The following is a 25,288-nucleotide window of genomic DNA, read 5'->3' on the forward strand; positions in this document are numbered from 1 at the left end:
AGCACCTCGCACAGACGACTTGGAGAACGAGCCCCCGGCCGACGCGCCGCGAGGCAATTGGCACTCCGCTTGACCGAGTGCTAACGACGGTCATAGTCTCGGCTCTGGCACTCCCCCCTGGAGAGTGCCAACACAGCGACGGGCAGGTCCGGCACCCGCGACGACGGATCGACCTGGTCGCCACCTCAGACAGTTAACCCCGTGAGATCTCCGAAGGGGGAGGTCGGATCGTGACGACCGCCAGCTCCAAGGTTGCCATCAAGCCGCTCGAGGACCGCATCGTGGTCCAGCCGCTCGACGCCGAGCAGACCACGGCCTCGGGCCTGGTCATCCCGGACACCGCCAAGGAGAAGCCCCAGGAGGGCGTCGTCCTGGCCGTGGGCCCGGGCCGCTTCGAGGACGGCAACCGCCTTCCGCTCGACGTCAAGGTCGGCGACGTCGTGCTCTACAGCAAGTACGGCGGCACCGAGGTGAAGTACAACAACGAGGAGTACCTCGTCCTCTCGGCTCGCGACGTCCTCGCGATCATCGAGAAGTAATCGCCTCGATTCCTGCTCAGAGCTGCGCCCCTGGCCCCCGCGACCGATAAGAAGCCGGGCGCCCGGGGCGCAGCGCCTTTTCCACCCAGATTTCCGAGAGGGCTCCCGCTGCCATGGCGAAGATCCTGAAGTTCGACGAGGACGCCCGTCGCGCCCTCGAGCGCGGCGTCAACAAGCTCGCCGACACGGTCAAGGTGACGATCGGCCCGAAGGGCCGCAACGTCGTCATCGACAAGAAGTTCGGCGCTCCCACCATCACCAACGACGGTGTCACCATCGCCCGCGAGGTCGAGGTCGAGGACCCGTACGAGAACCTCGGCGCCCAGCTGGTGAAGGAGGTGGCGACCAAGACCAACGACATCGCCGGTGACGGCACCACCACCGCCACCGTGCTCGCCCAGGCGCTCGTGCGCGAGGGCCTGAAGAACGTCGCCGCCGGCGCCTCCCCGGCCGCCCTGAAGAAGGGCATCGACGCCGCCGTGGCCGCGGTCTCCGAGGAACTGCTGGCCTCGGCCCGCCCGATCGACGAGAAGTCCGACATCGCCGCCGTCGCCGCGCTGTCCGCCCAGGACCAGCAGGTCGGCGAGCTCATCGCCGAGGCGATGGACAAGGTCGGCAAGGACGGCGTCATCACCGTCGAGGAGTCCAACACCTTCGGTCTGGAGCTGGACTTCACCGAGGGCATGGCCTTCGACAAGGGCTACCTGTCGCCGTACTTCGTGACGGACCAGGAGCGCATGGAGGGCGTCCTCGACGACCCGTACATCCTGATCCACCAGGGCAAGATCTCCTCCATCGCGGACCTGCTGCCGCTGCTGGAGAAGATCATCCAGGCGAACGCCTCCAAGCCGCTGCTGATCATCGCCGAGGACGTCGAGGGCGAGGCCCTGTCGACCCTGGTCGTCAACAAGATCCGCGGCACCTTCAACGCCACCGCCGTCAAGGCCCCCGGCTTCGGCGACCGCCGCAAGGCGATGCTCCAGGACATGGCGATCCTCACCGGCGCCACCGTCATCTCCGAGGAGGTCGGCCTCAAGCTCGACCAGGTCGGTCTGGACGTCCTCGGCTCCGCCCGCCGCGTCACCGTCACCAAGGACGACACCACGATCGTCGACGGCGCCGGCAACAAGTCGGACGTCGAGGGCCGCATCGCCCAGATCAAGGCCGAGATCGAGAACACGGACTCCGACTGGGACCGCGAGAAGCTCCAGGAGCGCCTCGCGAAGCTGGCCGGCGGCGTGTGCGTGATCAAGGTCGGCGCCGCCACCGAGGTGGAGCTGAAGGAGAAGAAGCACCGTCTGGAGGACGCCATCTCCGCGACCCGCGCCGCGGTCGAGGAGGGCATCGTCTCCGGTGGTGGCTCCGCGCTCGTCCACGCCGTGAAGGTCCTGGACGGCAACCTCGGCAAGACCGGCGACGAGGCCACGGGTGTCTCGGTCGTCCGCAAGGCCGCCGTCGAGCCGCTGCGCTGGATCGCCGAGAACGCCGGCCTGGAGGGCTACGTCATCGTCTCCAAGGTCGCCGAGCTGGAGAAGATGAGCGGCTACAACGCCGCCACCGGCGAGTACGGCGACCTGGTCAAGGCCGGCGTCATCGACCCGGTGAAGGTCACCCGCTCCGCCCTGGAGAACGCCGCCTCCATCGCCTCCCTCCTGCTGACGACCGAGACTCTGGTCGTCGAGAAGAAGGAAGAGGAAGAGCCGGCCGCCGCGGGCCACGGCCACGGCCACGCCCACTGAGCGCTGCGCCGAGCGTCGACCGACGGTGCCCAGTCCCCTGCGGGGGGCTGGGCACCCGGCGTTGTACGGCGGGGTCTGCCTCTGCTGTGACAGGTTCGTCGCCGGGTGCGGCTTCGTCGTGCCGTACGCATGCCGTGGTGAGGGTCACGCCGTCACGGGCCCGTCCTCGCCCCGCACTCGGTGGGTACGACGGCCCAGACGGTCTTGCCCGGAGCACCGGCGCGTGACGTCACGCCCCACTCCTTGGCGAGGGCGGCGACCAGGACGAGGCCCCGCCCGCCGTCCTCCTCGCCCCCGGCGTCCCGCGCCACGGGCAGCCGCTCACCTCGGGTGTCGCTCACATCCACCCGCACCCGCCCCGGCTCTGCGCTCAGCCGCAGCTCGGCGTCCCGGCCCGGCACCCGGCCGTGTGTGACGGTGGTAGACCATGAGACCCGGGATTTCCGCGGCACGCTCCAATTCCTCGTGCCGGGCCGGCCGGGCGCCGCGGGGGTGGCGGTGAAGCGGAGGGCGAAGGTGGTCACGGCTCGGCGACGACCAGCTCGACGGTCTCGTGGACCGGTGTGCCGTACGGCCACCCCCACGCGTCCATCTGCTGGGAGGCGAGCCGTCCGACGAGACGCGGGAAAGAAATTCACCGAGCTCTTGGGCGGCTGCGGCGAGATATTCCCCGGGGTTCCCGTCGAGGTAGTCGTCGAGAGCCTCTCGATGGGACGCCTTGTCGCTCTCGTCGCTCGCTCCCATGGTGTGCATGGTGCCAGGGGCTGCTGACGAGGGGGAGTCATGCGCGGACTGGGGGCACCGGTGTGGCCGGCGTGCTTCGACTGTCCGGGGGCGTGGGCGAGTTGAGGCGGTGGCGGCACAGTGTCTCGTCGCCGAGCGGCCGGAAGAGGGTCGCCGGCCCGCCCCGCCTGATCGTCCCCACGTGCGTCTTCCGGTGAAGACCTCGCGGACCGGAGCGAACGGGGCCATCATCGTCAGGTCCGGTCGACGGTGATCGACGGACGCGGAACGAGGGGCCCGCACCCGGCGGGGGCGTGGTGTGCGTATCGGGGGGGTGGGGTCAGTGCGGCCTTCGACGAGAGGCAGGGTGCCGGCCGCGACGCCGCTCAGAGTGGGCGCCGCCCTGTTACTGACCCTGATCTGCCTGTGCCTCTCGGGTGTCGGCCGAGCCGCCGCTGCCGACGGAGGGAAGCCGAAGGAACATGTGGGCACCATCACCATGAGGGTCGGCTGGGACCGGTCCCGGCAGGAAGTGGTGGTCAGCCGGAGCTGCTCGTACACGCTCCCGGCGCGGAGCAGCGCACTGGCGCAGGTGCGGAAGAACGGTTACGGACACTGCGGCACTTTCGGCGTCTATCGCAATGGCAAGGTGCCGTACTTCGACGGGAACAGGACCCGGCCGCTCAGGGTGACCCAGCGTTCGGCCGACGCGCCGGCGCTGGTGCAGTCCTTCTACGCCGTCAATCTGGACCGCAAATCCGGCGAGCAGAAACTGAGACTTCCGCTCTGCCCGCTGTCCGGGATGGAGATGACAAGTGGCGGCAGTGACTATCCCGCCGTCTGGCTGGTGACGGTGAGCGCGCCGAAGTGGTCGTTCACCGGAATACTCGGGCCTGTCGAGTCGCAGTCCCAGGGTTCCGTCACCTGGCGTGTGGACACCGCGACGGCAGCGGGGAAGAAGGGCCCGCCGATCAAATGCTCTGTGGACCTGACCCGCACCGTGAAGACCACCAGACTGCCGAGAGCGCGCCACCAGACCAGAAGCGAGCTGCTGATCTCGTTCGCGGTCGCCGTCGGCGGGATCGGTGCCGTCGCCGCCGCCCTGGTGGCGAAGCTGGCGGGACCCGCCGTCCCGCGCAGGTGGGGGAAGGCCGGCCTGATGTTCGCGGCGGCCCTGTGCCCCTGCGCCCTCGTCGCCCTGCCGATTCCGCTCGTGCAGCCAGGCGACACCCGCCTCAATCTGTTCGACACCAGTCTCCCGATTCCCCCGGCCTACCTCTGGACGCCACAGGCCGTCCTCGGCCTGTGGCTGTGGTACGTCCTGCCGGTGTCGGCATGGTGGTTCACTCACCGGGTGCTGACCGGCCGGCCACCGCCGGGCCGGACACTCGTCGCGAGCTGTGTGCCTCCGCTTCTCTCCTTGGCCCTCATGTCGGCCGGCGGGACGGTACTGAACACCAGCCTCTGGATCCGACTGGCAGCGGCTGCGCCGCTCAGCCTTCTCCTGGCCGTCGCCGGCCAGGTGCTGAAGAAGGGCGCCGCGGCACGCAGATGGGCCCCCACCGCCGGAGCACTGCTCTGGACGATTCTCGTCACCTACGAACTCGGCCGGACTCCCGTCATCGCCCTGGAAGGACTGAGGGTGACCGGATGGAACGCGGCCGCCGTGCTGATCTGTACGTGGCCCGCCGCAGCCTGGCTCGGTTCGCTGCTGGCGCCCGTATCGCGCCGCACTCTGAAGCCGGTGGTCCGTGTGACCTGCTTCCTGCTTCTCTGGGGGACGATGATGGCGCCCTTCGTGATGGCGTATCTGGCGGGGTCCCGGTACGACATGTACGGCAACCAGTTGGAGGACGACTACTGGGGCCGGTACCGGGTGCCTCTCTTCACGGGCTACACGGCGTGGCCGTTCTTCGTCATGACCGTCTGCGGCATCTCCCTCCAGATCGCCTACCTCTGGCGGCGCGGCGCCCTCGGTGACACCGGGCGAGCTGTGGAGCCCGTCGGCAGGGTCCTGTTGCTGTGCGCGGCACTCACGGCGTTCGGCGCCCCCAATCTGCGCACGCTGACGATGTGGGGAGAGGGGCTCGCTGTATTCCTGGTGGCGATCGCCTCCCTGATACTGCTCCCGCTCGGATCGGACGGCTCGCTGGCCAGACTGCGGCGGGTCAGCCGTCGGGGGCACGCCCGCTTCATGGACAGGTGGCTCACCACCCAGCTGATCTGGGACACCCGGGCCGACTTCCAGCGGTCCGCCCGGTCCGCCCTCGCGGAGGACATGACGGTGTCGGACTTCTCCGACCGCTGGCGTGGACTGGCCGTGCCCGGGCGCCACGACGACCCGGAGTCGCGGCTGCGGCGGGCCAAACGGTTCGCCCTCGGCACGAACGCGGGGCGCAGCCCCTGGGCCGCGGGGCTCGCCGGCGCGGCCTGCGCCCAACTGCTGGCCCTGCCCTGGGCCGTGTACAAGGCCGCGACCAGCGGCACCGTGGGGGCGGACTACTTCATGCCGTTCCACCTGGACGTGATGTTCCAGGTGCTCCGGTTCACCCACTGGGCGCTGTACGGGTTCGTCTACGGTTACTTCTACGCGATGCTGCGCGGTCTCACACCCGTGGGCAAGGCGGCCTGGCTCATGCTGGCGATCCTGCCGGCCGAGGTCCTCCCGATGGCGACCCTCACCGTGGATCCGCAGTACACGCGGGATCCCTCCGTGAGCGACCTGGTGACGGGGTGCGCCGGTGTCGCCGGGCAGGCGCTCGTCCTGTGCATGCTGCTGGGGCTCTGGTGGGAGTGGTCGCTGGCCCGGGCCGCCGGGATGAAGTGGTCGCAGGTCAGGAACTTCCGCCGGCTGTCGTCGATCACCGTCCCCGCGGGCACGGTGCTCGTGGCCGGCGCCACCGCCTTCGCCACCACGATCGCTGGGACCTGGGCGCAGCCGGAACTCAAGCCGCCCGGCGACGTGCAGTCCTCCCCGTCGGCGCACCCCTCCGAACCGGCACCCTGAACGGCGGCGAAGAAGCCCGGCACGGCTCGCCGCCGCACGCCGTGACGGGGATTCCACCGGACCTGCCGAGGGAGGGTCAGGTGAGGCGGAACGAGGAGGTGAACGGGCCGGGGGACAGCCCCTCCGTATGACGCCGGGGAGCGTGCAGACGCCACCCGCCGGGACCGGACGAGGTCGAGCGGCCCGGGATCGGGAGGGACATGAACCGCTGGGTGGGGATCGTGTCGTCGCGGGAGCCCGTACACCGCATCGCGCTCGCCGTCGAGGCCGCGCGGAAACGGACGTCGTACAGCCTGGGCGGACGGCAGGTCTCGTACGAGCGAATGCGCCGCGCGCTGCGCCGGGTGGGCCGGACGTACGCGGCACGGTCGGAGTCGGGCCGGTCGTCGTACTGCGTCGACCTGGCCGGTGGCTTCTTCGCCGGCCGTGCGCCCGCGGTCGAGCCGCCCCGCTGGCTCGTCGGCGAACTGCGGGTCGAACTCGACGGGGAGGCCGGCCGGACCGGCGGGCGAACTCGGCCGCACAGTCCGCACACTGCGCGCCCCGGGAGCCGTCGGCCCGGTCCGTCACGGCCGAAAGAGACCACGCCTGGCGAGCCCGGCCGAACAGTACCCGCGCGCCCGTCCCGTACCGGCCGACGGCCGATGACGGAACCGCCGCGACCGTACGTCCGGGTTCAGCGGCAGCGCGTCCTGCGGGACGTCATCCATCCGCCGCTTGACACTCGGTCCGGGCCCGGCAAGAGCGTGAAGGCAGCCGTGCGCAATGAGACGCCCAGTCATACGGAAGTCCCCGATGCCGGGGACTTCCGGCGTATCTCCTCTGCGTCTCCTAGGTCTCCAGCTCGTCCAGCGCCCCCAGTTGTTGCAGCAGGCCCAGGTGGTCGTGTTGCCACCACAGCTCGGTGATCTTGCCGTCGGCGCCGAAGTGGAAGAGGGTCGTGCCGGTCATGGTGACCTGCCTGCCGGTGGGGGCGATGCCCAGGAACTCGCCCTTGTGGGTCGCCTTCCAGGACCAGCGGGCGCAGGCCCGGTCGTCCTGGGCGAGGACGTCCTGGAGGGTGAAGGCGGAGTCGAAGGCGTCGCGCCACATGCGGAACTCGCGCCGGATCGTGTCCAGGCCGATGGTGGTCTGCGGGTTGATCGGGTCGTGGCTGTGGCAGTCCTCGTCGATCAGGTCGTTGAGCGGGGGCAGTTCTCCCGCGCCGGCGAGCGTGCGGAAGAAACGCCGCACGGTGTCGTCGCAGAGCCGCTCGTCCCGTACGACCTCCAGGTCGATGAAGGTGGGCATCTCGTCGCACAGGGCGACCATGCCGCGGAAGATCTCGTCGGTCTCCGGGAGGTTCGAGTTCCGCATCGCCTCCTCGTACGACGGGAACTCCACCATCTCCACGATGTGCGCTCTGTCCGAGCGGTCCTTGCCGACCAGCGCGTGGGTGGCGGTCCGTTTTCCGCCGGTCTGTTCCAGCCAGGTGTCGATCAGCCGGTTCATCTCGTCGAACCGGCTCGTCCTGCACTCGATGAGCTGTACGAAGGTCATGACGCCCCTCCGGCCCCCCTGGCCCGGTTCCGTCACGGCCATTTTCCCACCAGGGGGACGACACCACCTCCTTGACGCCCTCTCCTGCTCGAGGGCAGGAGATTCCGGTCCGTACCGGCTACGCGGTACCACCTCGGGTTCCTGTTTCACAGGCCACTGCCGACCGGTGAGGGTCGGTCTTACACGGCCTCCGCAGGCCTGACTTCCCGCCCGTCCGGCGGTAGGTCCGACAACTCCTTGGTCGGACAAGGCGATCTTAGTCATGCCGCTGCGCCCCTTCGGGCCGCTACGGGCAGGATGCCCTACACCTCCACCCTGAAGGGGTGGAGCACTGGGCAAGTGTTCGGTAGCGCGCTCGGCGGCGGTCCGGGCCGGCGCGGGTCGTACTTTCCGGGCTACTGCGGGCCGTACTTGCGGCCCGTCTTCGACGTGATCCCGCCCAGCAGCGCCCGGGGGGTCACCTTCACCAGGCCCATCAGCGCCTTGTAGCGCGGGTCGGGGATGGAGATGGTCTTGCCGCGCGCCAGGTCCGCCAGGGCCGCCGCGACCAGCTTGTCCGCGTCCAGCCACATCCAGTTCGGGATGTTGTCCGTGCCCATGCCGGCCCGCTGGTGGAACTCGGTGCGCACGAAGCCCGGGCACAGCGCCATCAGGCGTACCCCGCTGCCGGCCAGGTCGCGCGCGGCACCCTGGGTGAACTGCACGACCCACGCCTTCGACGCCCCGTAGGTGCCGCGCGGAACGAACGCCGCCACCGACGCCACGTTCACCACTCCGCCCCGGCCGCGCTCACGCATCGCCGCCGTCGCCGCCGCCGTCAGCCGCAGCACGGCTTCGACGTGCACCTTGAGCATCGTCAGCTCGTCGGCCATCGGTACCTCGAGGAAGCGGCCCTTGTTGCCGAAGCCCGCGTTGTTGATCAGCAGGTCGACCGGGCTGCGGCGGTCGCCCAGCCGGGCGGCGACCGCCTCGATGCCCGCCTCCGTCGACAGATCGGCCGTGAGCACCTCCGCCTCGATGCCGTGCCGGTCGTGCAGCTCGGTCGCCTGGTCCGTCAGGCGCTTGGTGTCGCGTGCCACCAGGACGAGGTCGTGCCCGTCCGCTGCCAGCCGCCGCGCGAACGCGGCGCCGATGCCCGCGGTGGATCCCGTAATCAGAGCCGTTGTCATGGCGAAAGATTAGTGGTCCGGGCGCCCGCTTCCCGATCTGTGCACAGGCCCTCCCGATCAGTGAGGATCAGGTGTCGTCCCGACGTCCACGGCCCGTCGACCCGAGTAGGTCTCCTGGTACTTCCGGGCCGCCGCCAGGGCCTCCGGGTGCAGCGCCTCCCCGGCCGCCAGCAGCCGCGGCAGCAGGGAGCGCTCGGTGGTGCCGGCCCGGAACTCCATGGCCACCGTCACGTCGTGGTCCGGGCGGTGCACGATCTCGACGGGATCGCCGGAGCGGATCTCACCCGGCTCGATCACCCGCAGATACGCCCCCGGCGCACCCTTTCGCGTGAACCTCTTCACCCACCCCCGCTCGCCCATGTGGCCCTGGAAGGTCCGGCACGGGATCCGCCCGCTGGTGACCTCCAGCAGCACCGACGGGCCGGCCGGCGAGCCGATGCGCCAGCGCTCGCCGATCAGGGCGCCGGACACGTCCAGGCCCACCGTGGTGAGGTTCTCGCCGAACGCGCCGTTCGGCAGCGTCCGGCCCAGCTCGCGCTCCCAGTCGTCCATGTCCTCGCGCGCCATGGCGTACACCGCCTGGTCGTCGCCGCCGTGATGCCGCGTGTCGCACACCGCGTCCCCGGCGAGCCCGCTCGCGCCGGCCCCCTTCGGCCCGGGCGCCACCACCCGCACCGGGTGGTCCACCGGGCGCTTGTCGATCCCGGTCACGCCCTCCGGCTGGTCGGTGTACGGCACGGCCCGCGGACGGCCCAGATTGACGGAGAGAAGCTTCATGCGAGCACGGTAGGGGAGCCGTCGTCAAAGCGTCGACGCATTATTGGGCGGCCGATCCAAGGATCGCTTATGCTCAAGGGGTGATCGAGGCTCGTCATCTGCGCGTGCTGCGCGCCGTGGCCACCAGCGGGTCGTTCTCGGCGGCGGCGCGCGAGCTGGGCTGCACCCAGCCCGCCGTCAGCCAGCAGATGAAGGCCCTGGAGACCAATGTCGGCACCCCGCTGCTGGTCCGCACCGGCCGTGAGATGCGGCTGACCGAGGCCGGCGAGGCGCTGGTGCGGCACGCGGGCGGCATCCTCGCGGGGCTCACCGCCGCCGAGGAGGAGGTCGCCGCCATCGCCGGTATGCGGGCGGGACGGGTACGCCTCGTCTCCTTCCCGAGCGGCAGCTCCACGCTCGTGCCGACCGCGCTGGCCGCGCTGCGCGCCGCGCACCCCGGCACCCGGGTCTCCCTGGAGGAGGCCGAGCCGCCGAGGTCCGTCGAACTGCTGCGCGAGGGCGACTGCGACATCGCGCTCGCCTTCCGCTACGAGGGCGCCGCCGGCGAGGGCGCGGCCGACGGTGAGGAATGGGCGGACCTGGTGGTACGGCCGCTGCTGACCGACCGGCTCGTGGGCCTCGTGCCCGAGCGGCACCCGCTGGCCCGCGCGGGGTCGGTCGGCATCGCGGAACTGGCGGACGAGCCGTGGATCGCGGGCTGCCCGCGCTGCCGCGGCCAGCTGGTGCAGGTGTGCGCGGGCGCCGGCTTCACGCCGCGCATCGACTTCGCCACCGACGACTACCCCGCGGTGGTCGGACTGGTGGGCGCGGGGCTCGGGGTCGCCGTGCTGCCCCAGCTCGCCATCGAGTCCGTACGTCCCCGGGGCGCGCGCACCGTCGAACTGGAGCCGACGGTACGGCGGGAGATCGTGGCGCTCACCCTGCCCGACCTGGCCCAGGTGCCCGCGGTGTCGGCCACGCTGGACGAACTGGTGCGCGCCGGGGACAGGTGAGACGGCCTGGGGCCACCGCGGACGGCCACCGCGTGCACGGCAGCGTGAACGGCAAGGGGAGGGCACGCCTGCGCGTGCCCTTGATGATCGTGTCCGAATAAGAAGAAACGTTCCTTCAGTTATCCGAGGCGGTATCCCCGCTGGGGGACGAGGCCGGCACCAGCCGGTTGCGTGCCCGCCCCATGAGCTCCTCGCGCTCGTCCTCGGTCAGTCCACCCCACACTCCGTACGGTTCGCGCACCGCCAACGCGTGCGCCGCGCACTCCGCACGGACCGGGCACCTCATGCAGACCTCCTTGGCCGAGTTCTCTCGAGCGCTCCGAGCCGCCCCGCGCTCGCCCTCCGGATGGAAGAAGAGCGAGCTGTCCACCCCGCGGCAGGCAGCCAGCAGCTGCCAGTCCCACAGGTCCGCATTCGGTCCGGGAAGGCGGGAGAAATCTGCCATTGCGTGACCCCTTGTAGCCGTTCGGTGGCGGATACGGTGCCAACGACCGTACATCTCCGATCTAAGGAGATGAAAATATGACTCATTGCGAATCTAGCCCTAGACACCTGGAAACGGGAAGAAAAGGGGCCGAATGGGGCATAGCTTGTGATGAAAAGTTGAGGGTATGACGTCTGTGTCTGCACTGTGTCCGCTCCCTCACGTAGAGTGCCGAAAACGGCGTACGGCCCCGTAACTCTTTCGAGTGACCGTCGTTGAGAGTGCGGAGGCGGTTGAAAACACAAGTGCTCGGGCAGGCGTCCGAGACGGTCGACCGCACAGGTGACGATTTCGTACCAGCCTGGAGGCTCAAGGTGACGCGCATCAGCTGCGGAGGGCGGCCATGACATCCGTCCTCGTCTGCGACGACTCCCCGCTTGCCCGAGAGGCGCTCCGCCGCGCGGTCGCGACCGTGCCCGGCGTCGAGCGTGTGACGACGGCGGCCAACGGCGAGGAAGTTCTCCGCCGCTGGGGTGCCGACCGCTCGGACCTCATTCTCATGGACGTGCGCATGCCCGGCCTGGGCGGCGTCGAGACGGTCCGGCGCCTGCTCTCCGCCGACCCCGGTGCGCGCATCATCATGCTCACGGTCGCCGAGGACCTCGACGGTGTGGCACTCGCTGTCGCCGCCGGCGCCCGCGGCTATCTGCACAAGGACGCCTCCCGCGCGGAGTTGCGCGCCACGGTGACCCAGGCCCTCGCCGATCCCACCTGGCGGCTCGCCCCGCGCCGGCTGCGCTCCGCCGAGATGGGCGCCGCGCCCACGCTCACCGCGCGCGAGATCCAGGTCCTGGAGGGCATGAGCCACGGCCGTTCCAACGCGGAGATCGGCCGCGAGCTGTTCCTCTCCGAGGACACCGTCAAGACGCACGCCCGCCGGCTGTTCAAGAAGCTCGGCGCCTCGGACCGCGCGCACGCGGTGGCGCTCGGCTTCCGGTGGGGCCTGGTCCGTTAGGTCCGCCGGGTCCGGCCCGGACCGGCGGACGTGTACGGCGCCCCCACGCGCGGGATCGAGCGTGGGGAGCGTCCTGTGGAGCGCCCGCCGTGTCCGGACGTACGACATGCGCCTGGACGTACGACATGTGCCCGGAGGTACGACACCGGACGTACGACAGGGGAGCGCACGCGCCGCGCCTCGCTCCCGCTGCCGATACGTATCTGCGCGGTCCGGTCCGCGCGGTCGGACGGGCCGGTGAGGACGGGCTCCGTGCGGCCGAGCGGGCGGTGGGCACGGGCCGTTCCGCCACGGCGCGGCCCGAGCGGGACGACCCCGCGAGGCCGTGTCCGGGGCCGGGGCAGGGCCGCCCCGGGGCCGTACGAGCCGCCGCCTACCGCATGCCGGGGGCCGGTGGCAACGCGGCCCGCCGGACGGCCGCTGCTCGTTTCGCGGCGGATGCCGCATCCTTGAGGTGTGGAGTTCCTCGGGGACGAGTCGGTCGAGCGGAATGGGAGGGCGCAGGGGATGGGTTCCGGCGCACCCGCTCATAACGCTTCGGTGCACAACCACGAAGGCGGTGCCACGGAGCGTACGACGCCAAGGCACCATGGACCGATGCGGGACGACGAGGCGGCAGTTGCCCAAGGGGCGATCGGTGCCCTCGTCCACCGTGCCGTCGACGGCGACGAGCAGGCCACCCACGATCTGCTCGCCCGTGTCCATCCCCTGGCGCTGCGCTACTGCCGCACCCGGCTCTCCCGGCTGCCCGGCGACGCGCGCCACTTCGTCGAGGACCTGGCCCAGGAGGTCTGCGTGGCCGTCCTCCTCGCCCTGCCGCGCTACCGGGACACCGGACGCCCGTTCGAGGCGTTCGTCTTCGCCATCGCCTCCCACAAGGTCGCCGACCTCCAGCGCGCGGCGATGCGGCACCCCGGTTCGACGGCGGTCCCCTCCGACGAGATGCCCGAGCGCCCGGACGACTCCCTCGGCCCGGAGGAGCGCGCCCTGCTCAGCAGCGACGCCGAGTGGGCCAAGAAGCTGCTCGCCAGCCTCCCCGAGAACCAGCGGGAGCTGCTCCTGCTGCGCATCGCCGTGGGCTTGACCGCGGAGGAAACGGGACAGATGTTGGGAATGTCACCAGGGGCGGTCCGGGTGGCCCAGCACCGGGCGCTGAGCCGGCTGCGCGCCCTCGCCGAGCAGTAGCCCCGCCGCAGTTGGACCGGTGGTGAGCGGGCGGCACGCCCGTTCCGTACGAACATACGAAGCCCGTGACGTCCCCGCATCGTGGAATGAGACGCCTCCGCTTCCCGTTAGCATGGACATCCGCACCGATCAAGGCCATTTGGGGAAGGTGTCATGACTGCAAACGTCGACGGAGTGCCCGAGAAATTCGCGACACTCGGGCTGACCTACGACGACGTGCTGCTGCTGCCGGGCGCATCCGAGGTGCTGCCGGGCGTGGTCGACACCTCGTCCCGCATCTCCCGCAATGTCCGGGTCAACATCCCGATGCTGTCGGCGGCCATGGACAAGGTGACCGAGTCCCGCATGGCGATCGCGATGGCCCGCCTCGGCGGTGTCGGCGTGCTGCACCGCAACCTGTCCATCGAGGACCAGGTCAACCAGGTCGACCTCGTCAAGCGGTCCGAGTCCGGCATGGTGGCCAACCCCATCACCATCCACCCGGAGGCCACGCTCGCCGAGGCCGACGCGCTGTGCGCCAAGTTCCGCATCAGCGGTGTCCCCGTCACCGACCCGGCCGGCAAGCTGCTCGGCATCGTCACCAATCGCGACATGGCCTTCGAGTCGGACCGCAGCCGCCAGGTGCGCGAGGTCATGACGCCGATGCCGCTGGTCACCGGCAAGGTCGGCATCTCCGGCCCGGAGGCCATGGAGCTGCTGCGCAAGCACAAGATCGAGAAGCTGCCGCTGGTGGACGACGAGGGCGTCCTCAAGGGCCTGATCACGGTCAAGGACTTCGTCAAGGCCGAGCAGTACCCGAACGCCGCCAAGGACGCCGAGGGCCGCCTGCTCGTCGGCGCCGCCGTCGGCGCGAGCCCCGAGGCGCTGGAGCGTGCCCAGGCGCTCGCCGAGGCCGGGGTGGACTTCCTGGTCGTCGACACCTCGCACGGCCACAACAGCAACGCGCTGAGCTGGATGTCGAAGATCAAGTCGAGCGTGTCCGTCGACGTGATCGGCGGCAACGTCGCCACCCGCGACGGCGCGCAGGCGCTGATCGACGCCGGTGTCGACGGCATCAAGGTCGGCGTCGGCCCCGGTTCGATCTGCACCACGCGCGTGGTCGCCGGCATCGGCGTCCCTCAGGTCACCGCCATCTACGAGGCCTCCCTCGCCGCCCGCCCGGCCGGCATCCCGCTGATCGGCGACGGTGGCCTGCAGTACTCCGGCGACATCGGCAAGGCGCTGGCCGCCGGTGCCGACACGGTGATGCTGGGCAGCCTGCTGGCGGGCTGCGAGGAGTCGCCGGGCGAGCTGCTGTTCATCAACGGCAAGCAGTTCAAGTCCTACCGCGGCATGGGCTCGCTCGGTGCCATGCAGTCGCGCGGCCAGGCCAAGTCGTACTCGAAGGACCGCTACTTCCAGGCGGACGTCGCCTCCGACGACAAGCTCGTGCCCGAGGGCGTCGAGGGTCAGGTGCCCTACCGCGGCCCGCTGGCCAACGTGCTGCACCAGCTGGTCGGCGGTCTGCGGCAGACCATGGGCTACGTGGGTGCCGCCACCGTCGCGGAGATGGAGTCCAAGGGCCGCTTCGTCCGCATCACCTCGGCGGGTCTCAAGGAGAGCCACCCGCACGACATCCAGATGACGGTCGAGGCGCCGAACTACAGCAGCAAGTAGGCGGCCGGCCTCGAGGGGCGGCCCCGGACTCCTCCGGGGCCGCCTTTGTCATGGGCGTCGGCGATACTGGAAGACGCTGAAACGCATCAGGGAAAGGCCACCAACGTGACTGAGATCGAGATCGGGCGCGGCAAGCGCGGCCGCCGGGCGTACGCCTTCGACGACATCGCCGTCGTCCCCAGCCGCCGTACGCGGGACCCGAAGGAGGTCTCGATCGCCTGGCAGATCGACGCCTACCGCTTCGAGCTGCCGTTCCTGGCCGCGCCCATGGACTCCGTCGTCTCCCCGGCCACCGCCATCCGCATCGGCGAGCTGGGCGGCCTGGGCGTGCTGAACCTCGAGGGCCTCTGGACGCGCCACGAGGACCCGCAGCCGCTCCTCGACGAGATCGCCGAGCTGCCCGCCGAGGCCGCGACCCGCCGCCTCCAGGAGATCTACGCCGCTCCGATCAAGGAGGAGCTGATCGGCGCGCGCATCAAGGAGGTCCGCGACTCCGGCGTGGTCACCGCCGCCGCGCTCTCCCCGCAGCGCACCGCCCAGTTCTCCAAGGCGGTCGTGGACGCGGGCGTGGACATCTTCGTCATCCGCGGTACGACGGTCTCCGCCGAGCACGTGTCGTCCTCGCACGAGCCGCTGAACCTGAAGCAGTTCATCTACGAGCTTGACGTCCCGGTGATCGTCGGCGGCTGCGCCACCTACACCGCGGCCCTGCACCTGATGCGCACGGGTGCCGCGGGCGTCCTCGTCGGCTTCGGCGGCGGCGCCGCCCACACCACGCGCAACGTGCTGGGCATCCAGGTCCCGATGGCGACGGCGGTGGCGGACGTGGCGGCGGCCCGCCGCGACTACATGGACGAGTCCGGCGGCCGGTACGTGCACGTGATCGCGGACGGCGGCGTCGGCTGGTCCGGCGACCTGCCCAAGGCGATCGCCTGCGGTGCCGACGCGGTGATGATGGGCTCCCCGCTCGCGCGCGCCACGGACGCGCCGGGCAAGGGCCACCACTGGGGCATGGAGGCCGTGAACGCCGAGCTGCCGCGCGGCCAGAAGGTCGACCTGGGTACGGTCGGCACGATCGAGGAGGTCCTCACGGGTCCGTCCCACACCCCGGACGGCTCCATGAACTTCTTCGGCGCGCTGCGCCGCGCCATGGCCACGACCGGCTACAGCGAGCTGAAGGAGTTCCAGCGGGTCGAGGTGACGGTGGCGGACTCGCAGCACAAGCGGTAAGCGCCGAGTTCGAGCGAGACTGAGAAGGGCCGGTCGCCCCGGGTGGGGCGGCAGGCCCTTTCGCATGCCCAAGTGTCCCTGGTCAGGGGCGTGTTGTGCGTGAGGGGGCGCGTGGTTGCGTTCGGGGCGAATGCGGGCTGGACGGGCGTTGTGGGGCGGTAGTGTCCGTGATCGGCGACCCGGTTGTCCGGGGCGCCCCCTTCCAAGGACACGGCCGGACCCCGCCCCTCGGGGCCTGGCCCGAATTCCGACGGACCTTCCACCAGGCCGCTGGGCGGCATCGTGGAAGGGGGCGCGCCCATGGGCCGTCACCGCAAGCCGACCCGCTGGGACCGCATTCGGCTTCGGCTGGTTCAGTTCCGGAGGAGGTGGATCTTGCGGATTCACGGCCGCTGAGCGGCCACCCCTATGGCAACTAGGGGTGGACACTCTGCCTAGCGGCTTGGAGCTCACCGCAGTGGCCTCTGCGGTGGGCTCCGCCTTGGTGAGTGTCCGCCCCTATGAGAACTAGGGGCGGACACTCCGTGAACCATTCAGGAGCCTGCCGCAGCACCGGCTGCGGTGGGCTCCGCCTTTTTGTACGGCACCGGATCCGCCATCGGGCAGCACGGCACCGAAGGGATGAGCGGCCGCCCCCTAAGGACACCAGGGGCGGACACCCGTGACGTCGAAGCCCGCCGCCGGGCCGGCGAACTCCGCGCCCGTACGCTACCGGCGCTGGGAACCCCTCGCCACCAGCCCCAGCCGCCCAAGCACCGACGCGCCCCCTCTCACAACCGATGCGCCGCCCCCAGCGGCGCCGCCCCCCGCGTGTCCAGCAGCAGTTGCGCCTTCACCGACAGCCCCTGAAGGTCGTACGTCCGGTGGTGCTGCAGCAGGATCGTCAGGTCCGCGTCCGCCACCGCCTCGTACAGCGCGTCCGCGCGCGGGACCGGACGGTCGAGGATGCTCCAGGCGGGCACGTAGGGGTCGTGGTAGCTGACCGAGGCGCCGAGGCCCATCAGACGGACGGCGATCTCCTCGGCCGGAGTGCCCTGGAGGTCGGCGAGGTCGGGCTTGTAGGTGACACCCAGAAGGAGTACGCGGGCGCCTCGCGCCGACTTGCCGTGCTCGTTCAGGAGCGTGGCGGCGCGCTGGATGACGTAGCGGGGCATGCGGCTGTTGACCTGCTGGGCGAGCTCCACCATGCGCAGGCCGCGGCCCGAGGGGCCGGTCAGGTCCTGAGGGACGCCGTGGCCGCCGACGCCGGGGCCGGGGCGGAAGGCCTGGAAGCCGAACGGCTTCGTCTCCGCGCAGCGCACGACGTCCCACAGATCGACGTCCAGTTCGTGGCAGAGCACCGCCATCTCGTTGACGAGCGCGATGTTCACGTGCCGGTAGTTGGTCTCCAGGAGGTGGACCGTCTCGGCCTCGCGCAGCCCGCGCGCGCGGACCACCTTGTCGGTCAGGCGGCCGTAGAACGCGGCGGCCGACTCGGTGCAGGCCGGGGTGAGACCGCCGATCACCTTGGGCGTGTTGGCCGGGGTGAAGGCGCGGTTGCCGGGGTCGACGCGGCTGGGGGAGTGGGCGAGGTGGAAGTCGCGTCCCGCGCGCAGCCCGGACCCCTGCTCCAGGAGCGGGCGCAGGAACCCCTCCGTCGTCCCCGGCGGCACGGGCGACTCCAGGATGACGGTGGTGTGCGGACGCAGGTGTTCGGCGAGGGCGCGGGCGGCGGTCTCCACCTGGCTCAGGTCGATTCCGCCGTCGACGCCGCCCGGGGTCGGCGCGCAGATCACCGCGGTGCGGACCCGGCCCAGTTCTGCCGGGTCGGTGGCCGGCCGGAAGCCCCCCGAGAGCATCCGGCGCAGTTCGGCGGCGCTGAGGGGGCCGGATTCGTCCCCGGTGCGGTATCCGAGGGTGGTGACGCCGGCGGCCACGGCTGCCTGGGCCAGGGGCAGGCCGAGAGGGCCGAGTCCGATGACGGCGAGATCTGCGGGCATGGCGTGGGCCGTCCTTCCCAATAACCGAGGCATGGCGGGCACGCAAGTCCTGTGGACAGGACGAGCGAGTGCAATGTCAGACTAGGAGTAAATATGACCGTTTTGCGGGATTGACCAGCGTGTTTCGCGGCGAACCGCCGGGAGTTGTCCACAGACTGGGGGTGACTGGTGGCTGAAGACGGGCAAGCCGGTCAGAATTTGGGCAGGAGGAGATGGCGGGGGACACGGGGCGGACGGGACACGGGCTTCGCCCGACGGGTGCGGCCGGCGCGACGGACAGCGGGAGGCGCAGTGAGGACAGCGACACTGGGGCCGGCGCAGCGCGCCGAGTCACTGGCCAGGATGGCCGAGCGCGAGCTGGACATCCTGGTCGTGGGCGGTGGGGTGGTCGGCGCGGGCACGGCCCTGGACGCCGTCACCCGCGGCCTTTCCACCGGCCTGGTCGAGGCCCGCGACTGGGCCTCCGGCACCTCCAGCCGCTCCAGCAAGCTGATACACGGCGGACTGCGCTACCTGGAGATGCTCGACTTCGCCCTCGTCCGCGAGGCACTCAAGGAGCGCGGCCTGCTGCTGGAACGCCTCGCCCCGCACCTGGTCAGGCCCGTGCCGTTCCTGTACCCGCTCCAGCACAAGGGCTGGGAGCGCTGGTACGCCGGGACGGGCGTCGCGCTCTACGACGGCATGTCGATGGCCCGCGGCCACGGCCGGGGCCTGCCCGTGCACCGCCACCTGAGCCGCCGTCACGCCCTGCGCGTGGCCCCCTGTCTGAAGAAGGACGCCCTGGTCGGCGCGTTGCAGTACTACGACGCCCAGGTGGACGACGCCCGCTTCGTGGCCACCCTGGTGCGCACCGCCGTGTCCTACGGCGCACTGGCCGCCAACCGCGCCCGGGTCACCGGGTTCCTGCGCGAGGGCGAGCGCGTGGTCGGAGCGCGTGTGCAGGACGTGGAGGGCGGCGGCGAGTACGAGATCCACGCCAAGCAGGTCGTCAACGCCACCGGGGTGTGGACCGACGACACCCAGGCCATGGTGGGCTCGCGCGGCCAGTTCCACGTCCGGGCGTCCAAGGGAATCCACCTCGTCGTGCCCAGGGACCGCGTCAACTCCACCACCGGGCTGATCCTGCGCACCGAGAAGTCCGTGCTCTTCGTCATCCCCTGGGGCCGGCACTGGATCATCGGCACCACCGACACCGGCTGGGACCTGGACAAGGCGCACCCGGCCGCCTCCAGCGCCGACATCGACTACCTGCTGGAGCATGTGAACTCGGTGCTCGCCGTGCCGCTCACCCGGGACGACGTGGAGGGCGTGTACGCGGGACTGCGGCCCCTGCTGGCCGGCGAGTCCGACGCCACCAGCAAGCTCTCGCGCGAGCACACCGTGGCCCATCCGGTGCCGGGCCTGGTCGTCGTCGCGGGCGGCAAGTACACCACGTACAGGGTGATGGCCAAGGATGCCGTCGACGAGGCGGTGCACGGCCTGGACATGCGGGTCGCCGACTGCGTCACCGAGGAGATCCCGCTGTACGGCGCCGAGGGCTACCGCGCGCTGTGGAACGCGCGGGCGCGCATCGCCGCCGCCACCGGCATTCATGTGGTGCGGGTGGAACACCTGCTGCACCGCTTCGGCTCGGCCGCGCAGGAGATCCTCGCCCTCATCGCCGAGGACCCGGCGCTCGGCGCCCCCCTCCAGGCCGCCGACGACTACCTGCGCGCCGAGATCGTCTACGCCGCCTCGCACGAGGGGGCACGGCACCTGGACGACGTGCTCACCCGGCGCACCCGCATATCCATAGAGACCTTCGACCGGGGCACCCGCAGCGCCCGGGAGGCCGCCGAACTGATGGCGCCGGTGCTGGGCTGGGACAAGGACCAGATCGAACGCGAGGTCGAGCACTACGAGAAACGGGTGGAGGCCGAACGGGAGTCGCAGCGCCAGCCCGACGACCTGACGGCCGACGCGGCGCGGCTGGGGGCGCCGGACATCGTGCCGCTGTAGGGATCGCTGCCGGTCCGAGGCCGGTCCGAGGCCGATCCGAGGCCGATCCGGCACGGTCCGAGGGCGGTGAGGCCGGCCCCATTGGAGGGGAAGTGTCCCGGAGCGCCCGCACACCTGGCTGCGTTTCTGTCACGGCCCGTCATCCCGTCGCCACGGCAGCGCTGTTCAGCCGCCTGCCCGGGTGACTTCAGGGGCACCCTGGGCGTTGGGCACTTGTCGGGTGAGAGACAATGGAGGCTCTGTCAGGGCGGGTTGCATGAGGGGACGCATGTCGGAGGCGGAGCGGGCGGGGGCATCCCGTCAGGACACTCGTCAGGACAACAGCGAGCGTCTTCTCGCCGGGCGGTACCGGCTGGGGGACGTGCTCGGCCGTGGTGGCATGGGCACGGTGTGGCGGGCCGAGGACGAGACCCTGGGCCGTACGGTCGCGGTCAAGGAACTGAGGTTCCCGTCGAACATCGACGAGGACGAGAAGCGGCGCCTGATCACGCGCACGCTGCGCGAGGCCAAGGCGATCGCACGGATCCGCAACACCAGCGCGGTGACCGTCTTCGACGTGGTCGACGAGGACGACCGGCCGTGGATCGTGATGGAGCTGGTCGAGGGCAAGTCCCTCGCCGAAGTCATCCGCGAGGACGGCCTGCTGGAGCCCCGGCGGGCCGCGGAGGTCGGTCTCGCGGTCCTCGACGTGCTGCGCTCCGCGCACCGCCAGGGCATCCTGCACCGCGACGTGAAGCCGTCCAACGTGCTCATCGCCGAGGACGGCCGGGTCGTGCTCACCGACTTCGGCATCGCCCAGGTCGAGGGCGACCCGTCCATCACCTCGACCGGCATGCTGGTCGGCGCCCCCTCCTACATCTCCCCGGAGCGGGCCCGCGGCCACAAGCCCGGCCCCGCGGCCGACCTGTGGTCGCTCGGCGGCCTGCTGTACGCCTCGGTCGAGGGCGCTCCGCCGTACGACAAGGGCTCGGCGATCGCCACGCTGACCGCGGTGATGACCGAGCCGCTGGAGGAACCCAAGAACGCCGGCCCGCTCCGGGACGTCATCTACGGCCTGCTCACCAAGGATCCGGCCAAGCGCCTGGACGACGCGGGCGCCCGGGCGATGCTCAACGCCGTCATCAACGCGCCCGAGCCGAAGGCGGCCGAGCCGGAACCGCCCGCCGACGCCACGAAGGTCGTGCCGCTGCCCGCACAGCCGGGCCGGCGCGCGGGCAAGGGCGGCTCGGCGGCCTCCGGCTCCGGCAACGGGTCCGGATCCGGTTCCGGTTCCGGCTCCGGCGGCACGGGCAAGCGGGGCGAGGAGGCGGCCGACCGGCTGCGCGGCGCGCTGCGTTCCGTGCGCAAGGCCGCCGCGGCGGCCGGAGCGGCGACCTCGGCGGCCACGGCCCGCACCAAGCCGGTGACGGCCGACACGGGTGCGGATCGGTCGGCGGGCGCAGCTTCGGGGCCGGCCTCGGGCTCCGGGGCGGCTTCGGGCTCGGTCACCGGGACCGGGACCGCGGGCACCGGCACTATTGCCGATGCCGATGCCGGGGCCAGAGCAGGCGTCGGCACCGGAAGCGGAGCCGGGGCAGCGACCGGTGCCGGTACCGGTACCGGGAGCGGTGCGCAGGCCGGTCGCAGCGGTTCCGGGTGGCCGGTCGTGCCGCCGCCGGACATGGATCTGCCGCCGCGGCCGGTGCCACGGGCGCCGCTCACCGATGTGGTGCCGAAGCGCACGCTGGTGATCGTCGCGGTGGTCGTGGTGCTCGCCGTGATCGGCACCGTCCTGGCCCTCACGCTCGGGGGCGGCGACGACAAGGGAGCCAAGGGCGGCGGCAACGGCACCGGCTCCCATGCGTCGGCCAGTGCCGACGCGAAGGCCTCGGCCAAGGAGGACACCGGCGGCGGCACGGACGGCGGCACGGCGAACGGCGAGCAGGCCGACTCCACGACGGGCACGGCCGGTTCGGCCGATGCGAACGGCTCGCCCGCCGCGGGCTCCGGCACGGGCACGTCGGACGACGACTCCGGCTCCGGTTCCGGCCCGGGCTCCGACGACTACGGTTCAGCGCCACCGGTCTCGACGTACAAGGGCAGCCCGAAGTTCACGATCGGGCTGCCCAAGGGGTGGAAGTACACGCGCACCGACTCCGCCGGGGCCCGCTTCACCGGCCCCGACGGGCAGCGGCTGCTGGTCGCCTGGACCTCGGAGCCCAAGGACGACCCCGTGGCCGACTGGAAGCGCCAGGAGGGCGACATGATGCGCCCGGAATACCACCGCATCCGGATCGAGAAGGTGGGCTACCGCGGCTGGAACGCGGCCGACTGGGAGTTCACCTACGCCGACGGCGGGACCAAGTACCGGGTGATCGACCGCGGGTTCGTCGTCGACGGCGATCACGGGTACGCCCTGATGTACACGGCCAAGGCGGACAACTGGGGCACCGACCTGCGCAAGGACACCTGGCGGACGCTGACGAAGACTTTCGAACCCAAGTGAGATAGCGCATCCGTACTTTGCGGGTTGTCTCCGGCACGTATCGTGAGTGGTTGCGGACCGTAAGCATCGGGAACGGGACGCGTGGCGAACGGATTTGACCGACCGTGCGGCCGGGGGAGGCAACGTGGACGACTATGCGGGCCGGGTTCTCGCCGACCGCTACCGCCTGCCGCTGCCTCCGTCCGACGAGTACGAACTCACCGAGACCCGGGCCTTCGACACCTACAGCGGTCAGGAGGTCCTGCTCCGGCAGGTGCCGTTGCCGGAGGTCGTCGAGGCGGAGGTGCTCGACGCGGACGGGCTGCCCGAGGGCTTCACGGCGCGGGACGGCGCCCTGCGCGGACCCGCGGCGCGCGGGGGACGGGCGGGAGGAGCGGGCCGTACGGCGGGGTCGGCGCGAGCGGCCCGTACGGCGACGCGGCGGCCCACCGATCCGGCCGTACGGCGGGCGGTCGAGGCCGCCCGGGCCGCGGCGCGCATCCCCGACCACCCTCGGCTCGACCAGGTCTTCGACGTGTTCGTGGAGGGCGGTTCGCTGTGGATCGCCAGTGAGCTGGTCGCCGCGCGGCCGCTGGCGGCGCTGCTGGCCGAGAAGCCGCTGACGCCGTACCGGGCGGCCGAGGTCGCCTCCGACATCCTCATGGCGCTGCGGGTGCTGCACGGCCACGGCTGGGTGCACCGCAACATCACCGCTCGCACCGTCCTCGTCTGCGACGACGGCCGGGTCATGCTGACCGGCCTCGCGGTCGGCGCGGCCGAGGAGGCCCTGTGCGGGTACGACCCGGTGCCGCTCCAGGACGACCAGGACGACCGGGACGACGAAGGCGGTGACGCGGGCGCGGGCGCGGGCCGGGGTGGGAACGGCGGACCCCCGGACTCGGCCGGCCACGGCGGCGAGGCTGCCTACGGTGGCGGGGCTGCCAACGGTGGCGGCTCCGGTTCGCCCGTCGCGGATCCCGAGGCCGCGCGGCGGGCCGCGATCGAGGCGCGGGCCGCCGGTGCGTTGCCGCTGCCGGGAGCCGGCCCGGCGAACGCCGCGGGAGCGCCCGGAGCGCTCGCCCGGCACGCGCCGCAGAGCGGCGACGACGTGCGGGCGGCGCGCGCCGGAGCGATCGCCGCGTATCGCGCTGGTGCGCGCGCGGCGGCCCGCGTTCAGGAGGCGCAGCAGAGTGCGCGCGCCGCCCTGCCCGGCGCCCGGCCGCCCGCCGACGGCGAGGGCCGCATCGGCCCGCCGGGACAGATCGTCGACCCGTACGGCGTCCGCGCGCCCTCCTGGAACAACGGCACGCCACCACGCCCCTCATCCGCAGGAACCGGAACCGGCGGGACGGCTCCGGCCCCCGGACGGGACGTGCCCGCCCTCGGCGCCGGGGCCCTGCCCGAGCAGTCCGGAGCGAGTGCGCCCCCGGCCCGCTGGGACGACCCGGTCGCCGGTGCGCCCGTACGACGCGGACCGGCCACCGCGCTGGCCGCCGAGCGGGCGCGGCAGGCCCGGATGACCGTGGTGGGTCCGGTGACCGAGCGCTGGGCGCCGGAGCAGGCCGGGCCCGTGCACGAGAACTGGCAGCTGGCCGCCCCCATCGGCCCCGCCACCGACCTGTGGGCACTGGGCGCGCTGCTCTTCCGCGCCGTACAGGGGCACGCGCCCTATCCGGAGGAGTCGACCGCCGAGCTGGTGCAGATGGTGTGCGCCGAGCCGCCCGCCTTCGCCGAGGAGTGCGGCCCGCTCCGCCCGGTCGTGGAGTCGCTGCTCCGTCAGGACCCCACCGAGCGACCGGACTTCGAGGAGCTCAGCGGATGGCTGCGCTCGCTCGTGCGGTCGGCACCGGAACCGGAGGCCGGCGCCCACGTCGTGGCGGCGCCGCCCGCCGACACCAACCGGCTGCCGGTCGTCCGCCGCCGCGGCGAGCTGGTACGCAGGGGGCGTGCCGGGCTGCCCGCCCATCACGGGCGGCACAAGCGGGCCCGGGAACAGGCCCGTTCGCCGCGCAGCCTCGGGCGCACCCTGCTCCTGCTGGTCCTGCTCCTGCTGGCCGCGGCGGTCGCGTACGCGATGCTGTTCATGCCGAAGGCCGGGCACAGTGGCGCGACGGGCGGCGACCGCACGGGAGCGGCAGGCGAGGCGAGCCCGGCCCCGTCCGGCCCGGGAGCGGACAACAGCACCGGCCGGCCGACCGGTTCCGCCGACCACTCCGGCTCGCCCGGCTCCACCGACGCATCAGGCTCGTCCGGTTCCGCCGGTTCGTCCGGTTCCGCTGGTTCGTCGGGGTCGACCGAGACGCAGACCACCGGGGCGGACGTCGCCGAGGGCTTCACCCTGCGCAAGGACTCCGCCGGGTTCCGGATCGCCGTACCCAAGGGCTGGAGCCGTACGCCGAAGAACGACCGGGGTCAGGTGGTCTACACGCACGGCGAGTTCGAGCTGATCGTGGTGCCGGGCCGGGACAGCGCCGCGGAGTTCGGCAGCGACCCGATGGCGTATCAGCGGGAGAGGGAGAGCGAGCTGGCGGGCTACCGCGACTCCAGCTGGGCGACCTCCTCCGGTATGCGGACCATCCAGGTGGGCGGAAGGACCATGGCCGAGGGACAGTTCACCTGGACCGACGCGGGCGGGCGGCAGTTGTTCGTGCGCAACGTCGCCATCCTCCTCGGCGGCCGCTACCACGTGGTGCAGGTGCGGGGCCCGGAGTCGCAGCGGGACGAGGTGAGCAGACTGTACGAACAGGCGTCGGCGACGTACCGGTTCACGGGCTGAGCTTCCAGGCGTCCAGGAGATATCGGGAGTTCCCAGAAGTTCCCGCGGGCACCGGGAAGCGACAACCGTCACAGTG

Annotated in this window: 17 protein-coding genes; 11 read left to right on the plus strand and 6 right to left on the minus strand. The window is 71.6% G+C overall.

Features of this window, described 5'->3' with window-relative positions; all coding sequences use genetic code 11:
* The first annotated feature begins 230 nt into the window (after positions 1-230).
* Positions 231-539: a co-chaperone GroES gene (gene groES / locus R2S09_RS06920; protein WP_009190181.1), complete on the plus strand. Its 309-nt coding sequence runs from the start codon at positions 231-233 to the stop codon at positions 537-539.
* A 113-nt stretch (positions 540-652) separates the two neighbouring features.
* Positions 653-2,278, plus strand: a complete 1,626-nt coding sequence (gene groL, locus R2S09_RS06925) for a chaperonin GroEL (protein WP_306186493.1) — start codon at positions 653-655, stop codon at positions 2,276-2,278.
* A gap of 152 nt (positions 2,279-2,430) precedes the next feature.
* Here the strand turns inward: groL and R2S09_RS06930 are convergent, their stop codons facing one another.
* Positions 2,431-2,619 carry a hypothetical protein gene (locus R2S09_RS06930; RefSeq protein ID WP_316740158.1) on the minus strand — a complete coding sequence of 63 codons (189 nt, stop codon included), beginning with the start codon at positions 2,617-2,619 and terminating at the stop codon, positions 2,431-2,433.
* A gap of 866 nt (positions 2,620-3,485) precedes the next feature.
* Here R2S09_RS06930 and R2S09_RS06935 point away from each other — a divergent pair.
* A complete protein-coding gene (locus R2S09_RS06935; protein ID WP_316740159.1) occupies positions 3,486-6,008 on the plus strand; it encodes a hypothetical protein in 2,523 nt (840 codons plus the stop codon).
* Between the two features lie 831 nt (positions 6,009-6,839).
* Here the strand turns inward: R2S09_RS06935 and R2S09_RS06940 are convergent.
* The 3 genes from R2S09_RS06940 to R2S09_RS06950 all read right to left on the minus strand — a co-directional run bounded on the left by R2S09_RS06940 (position 6,840) and on the right by R2S09_RS06950 (position 9,493).
* Positions 6,840-7,547, minus strand: coding sequence for an ester cyclase (locus R2S09_RS06940; protein WP_306186488.1), 708 nt, complete (start codon positions 7,545-7,547; stop codon positions 6,840-6,842).
* 395 nt (positions 7,548-7,942) lie between these two features.
* Entirely contained in the window at positions 7,943-8,716 is a 774-nt protein-coding gene (locus R2S09_RS06945) for an SDR family oxidoreductase (protein ID WP_306186485.1), read from the minus strand.
* A 57-nt stretch (positions 8,717-8,773) separates the two neighbouring features.
* Positions 8,774-9,493 carry an MOSC domain-containing protein gene (locus R2S09_RS06950; protein ID WP_316740160.1) on the minus strand — a complete coding sequence of 240 codons (720 nt, stop codon included), beginning with the start codon at positions 9,491-9,493 and terminating at the stop codon, positions 8,774-8,776.
* Positions 9,494-9,573: 80 nt separating this feature from the next.
* Between R2S09_RS06950 and R2S09_RS06955 the strand changes: the two genes are divergently transcribed.
* Positions 9,574-10,485 carry a LysR family transcriptional regulator gene (locus tag R2S09_RS06955; protein WP_316740161.1) on the plus strand — a complete coding sequence of 304 codons (912 nt, stop codon included), beginning with the start codon at positions 9,574-9,576 and terminating at the stop codon, positions 10,483-10,485.
* Between the two features lie 115 nt (positions 10,486-10,600).
* Here the strand turns inward: R2S09_RS06955 and R2S09_RS06960 are convergent, their stop codons facing one another.
* Complete coding sequence (locus R2S09_RS06960; RefSeq protein WP_030174031.1) at positions 10,601-10,930, minus strand: WhiB family transcriptional regulator; 330 nt, start codon at positions 10,928-10,930, stop codon at positions 10,601-10,603.
* 382 nt (positions 10,931-11,312) lie between these two features.
* Here R2S09_RS06960 and R2S09_RS06965 point away from each other — a divergent pair, with 382 nt between their 5' ends.
* The 4 genes from R2S09_RS06965 (at position 11,313) to R2S09_RS06980 (ending at position 15,995) form a co-directional block, all read left to right on the plus strand.
* Positions 11,313-11,924, plus strand: a complete 612-nt coding sequence (locus R2S09_RS06965; RefSeq protein WP_003948568.1) for a response regulator transcription factor — start codon at positions 11,313-11,315, stop codon at positions 11,922-11,924.
* Between the two features lie 597 nt (positions 11,925-12,521).
* Positions 12,522-13,109: a sigma-70 family RNA polymerase sigma factor gene (locus tag R2S09_RS06970; protein WP_030174033.1), complete on the plus strand. Its 588-nt coding sequence runs from the start codon at positions 12,522-12,524 to the stop codon at positions 13,107-13,109.
* 153 nt (positions 13,110-13,262) lie between these two features.
* Positions 13,263-14,765 carry an IMP dehydrogenase gene (gene guaB / locus R2S09_RS06975; RefSeq protein ID WP_306186477.1) on the plus strand — a complete coding sequence of 501 codons (1,503 nt, stop codon included), beginning with the start codon at positions 13,263-13,265 and terminating at the stop codon, positions 14,763-14,765.
* Positions 14,766-14,870: 105 nt separating this feature from the next.
* A complete protein-coding gene (locus tag R2S09_RS06980) occupies positions 14,871-15,995 on the plus strand; it encodes a GuaB3 family IMP dehydrogenase-related protein (RefSeq protein ID WP_189895686.1) in 1,125 nt (374 codons plus the stop codon).
* A gap of 770 nt (positions 15,996-16,765) precedes the next feature.
* Here the strand turns inward: R2S09_RS06980 and R2S09_RS06985 are convergent.
* Complete coding sequence (locus R2S09_RS06985) at positions 16,766-17,974, minus strand: nucleotide sugar dehydrogenase (protein WP_306186474.1); 1,209 nt, start codon at positions 17,972-17,974, stop codon at positions 16,766-16,768.
* A 291-nt stretch (positions 17,975-18,265) separates the two neighbouring features.
* Here R2S09_RS06985 and R2S09_RS06990 point away from each other — a divergent pair, with 291 nt between their 5' ends.
* The 3 genes from R2S09_RS06990 (at position 18,266) to R2S09_RS07000 (ending at position 25,212) form a co-directional block, all read left to right on the plus strand.
* Positions 18,266-19,972, plus strand: a complete 1,707-nt coding sequence (locus tag R2S09_RS06990; RefSeq protein WP_316740162.1) for a glycerol-3-phosphate dehydrogenase/oxidase — start codon at positions 18,266-18,268, stop codon at positions 19,970-19,972.
* 268 nt (positions 19,973-20,240) lie between these two features.
* Positions 20,241-22,457 carry a serine/threonine-protein kinase gene (locus tag R2S09_RS06995; RefSeq protein WP_316740163.1) on the plus strand — a complete coding sequence of 739 codons (2,217 nt, stop codon included), beginning with the start codon at positions 20,241-20,243 and terminating at the stop codon, positions 22,455-22,457.
* A gap of 124 nt (positions 22,458-22,581) precedes the next feature.
* Complete coding sequence (locus tag R2S09_RS07000) at positions 22,582-25,212, plus strand: protein kinase (RefSeq protein ID WP_316740164.1); 2,631 nt, start codon at positions 22,582-22,584, stop codon at positions 25,210-25,212.
* The last annotated feature ends 76 nt before the right edge of the window (positions 25,213-25,288 follow it).

The sequence above is a fragment of the Streptomyces sp. MK7 genome (genome assembly GCF_032658145.1).
Lineage (GTDB): Bacteria > Actinomycetota > Actinomycetes > Streptomycetales > Streptomycetaceae > Streptomyces > Streptomyces spiralis.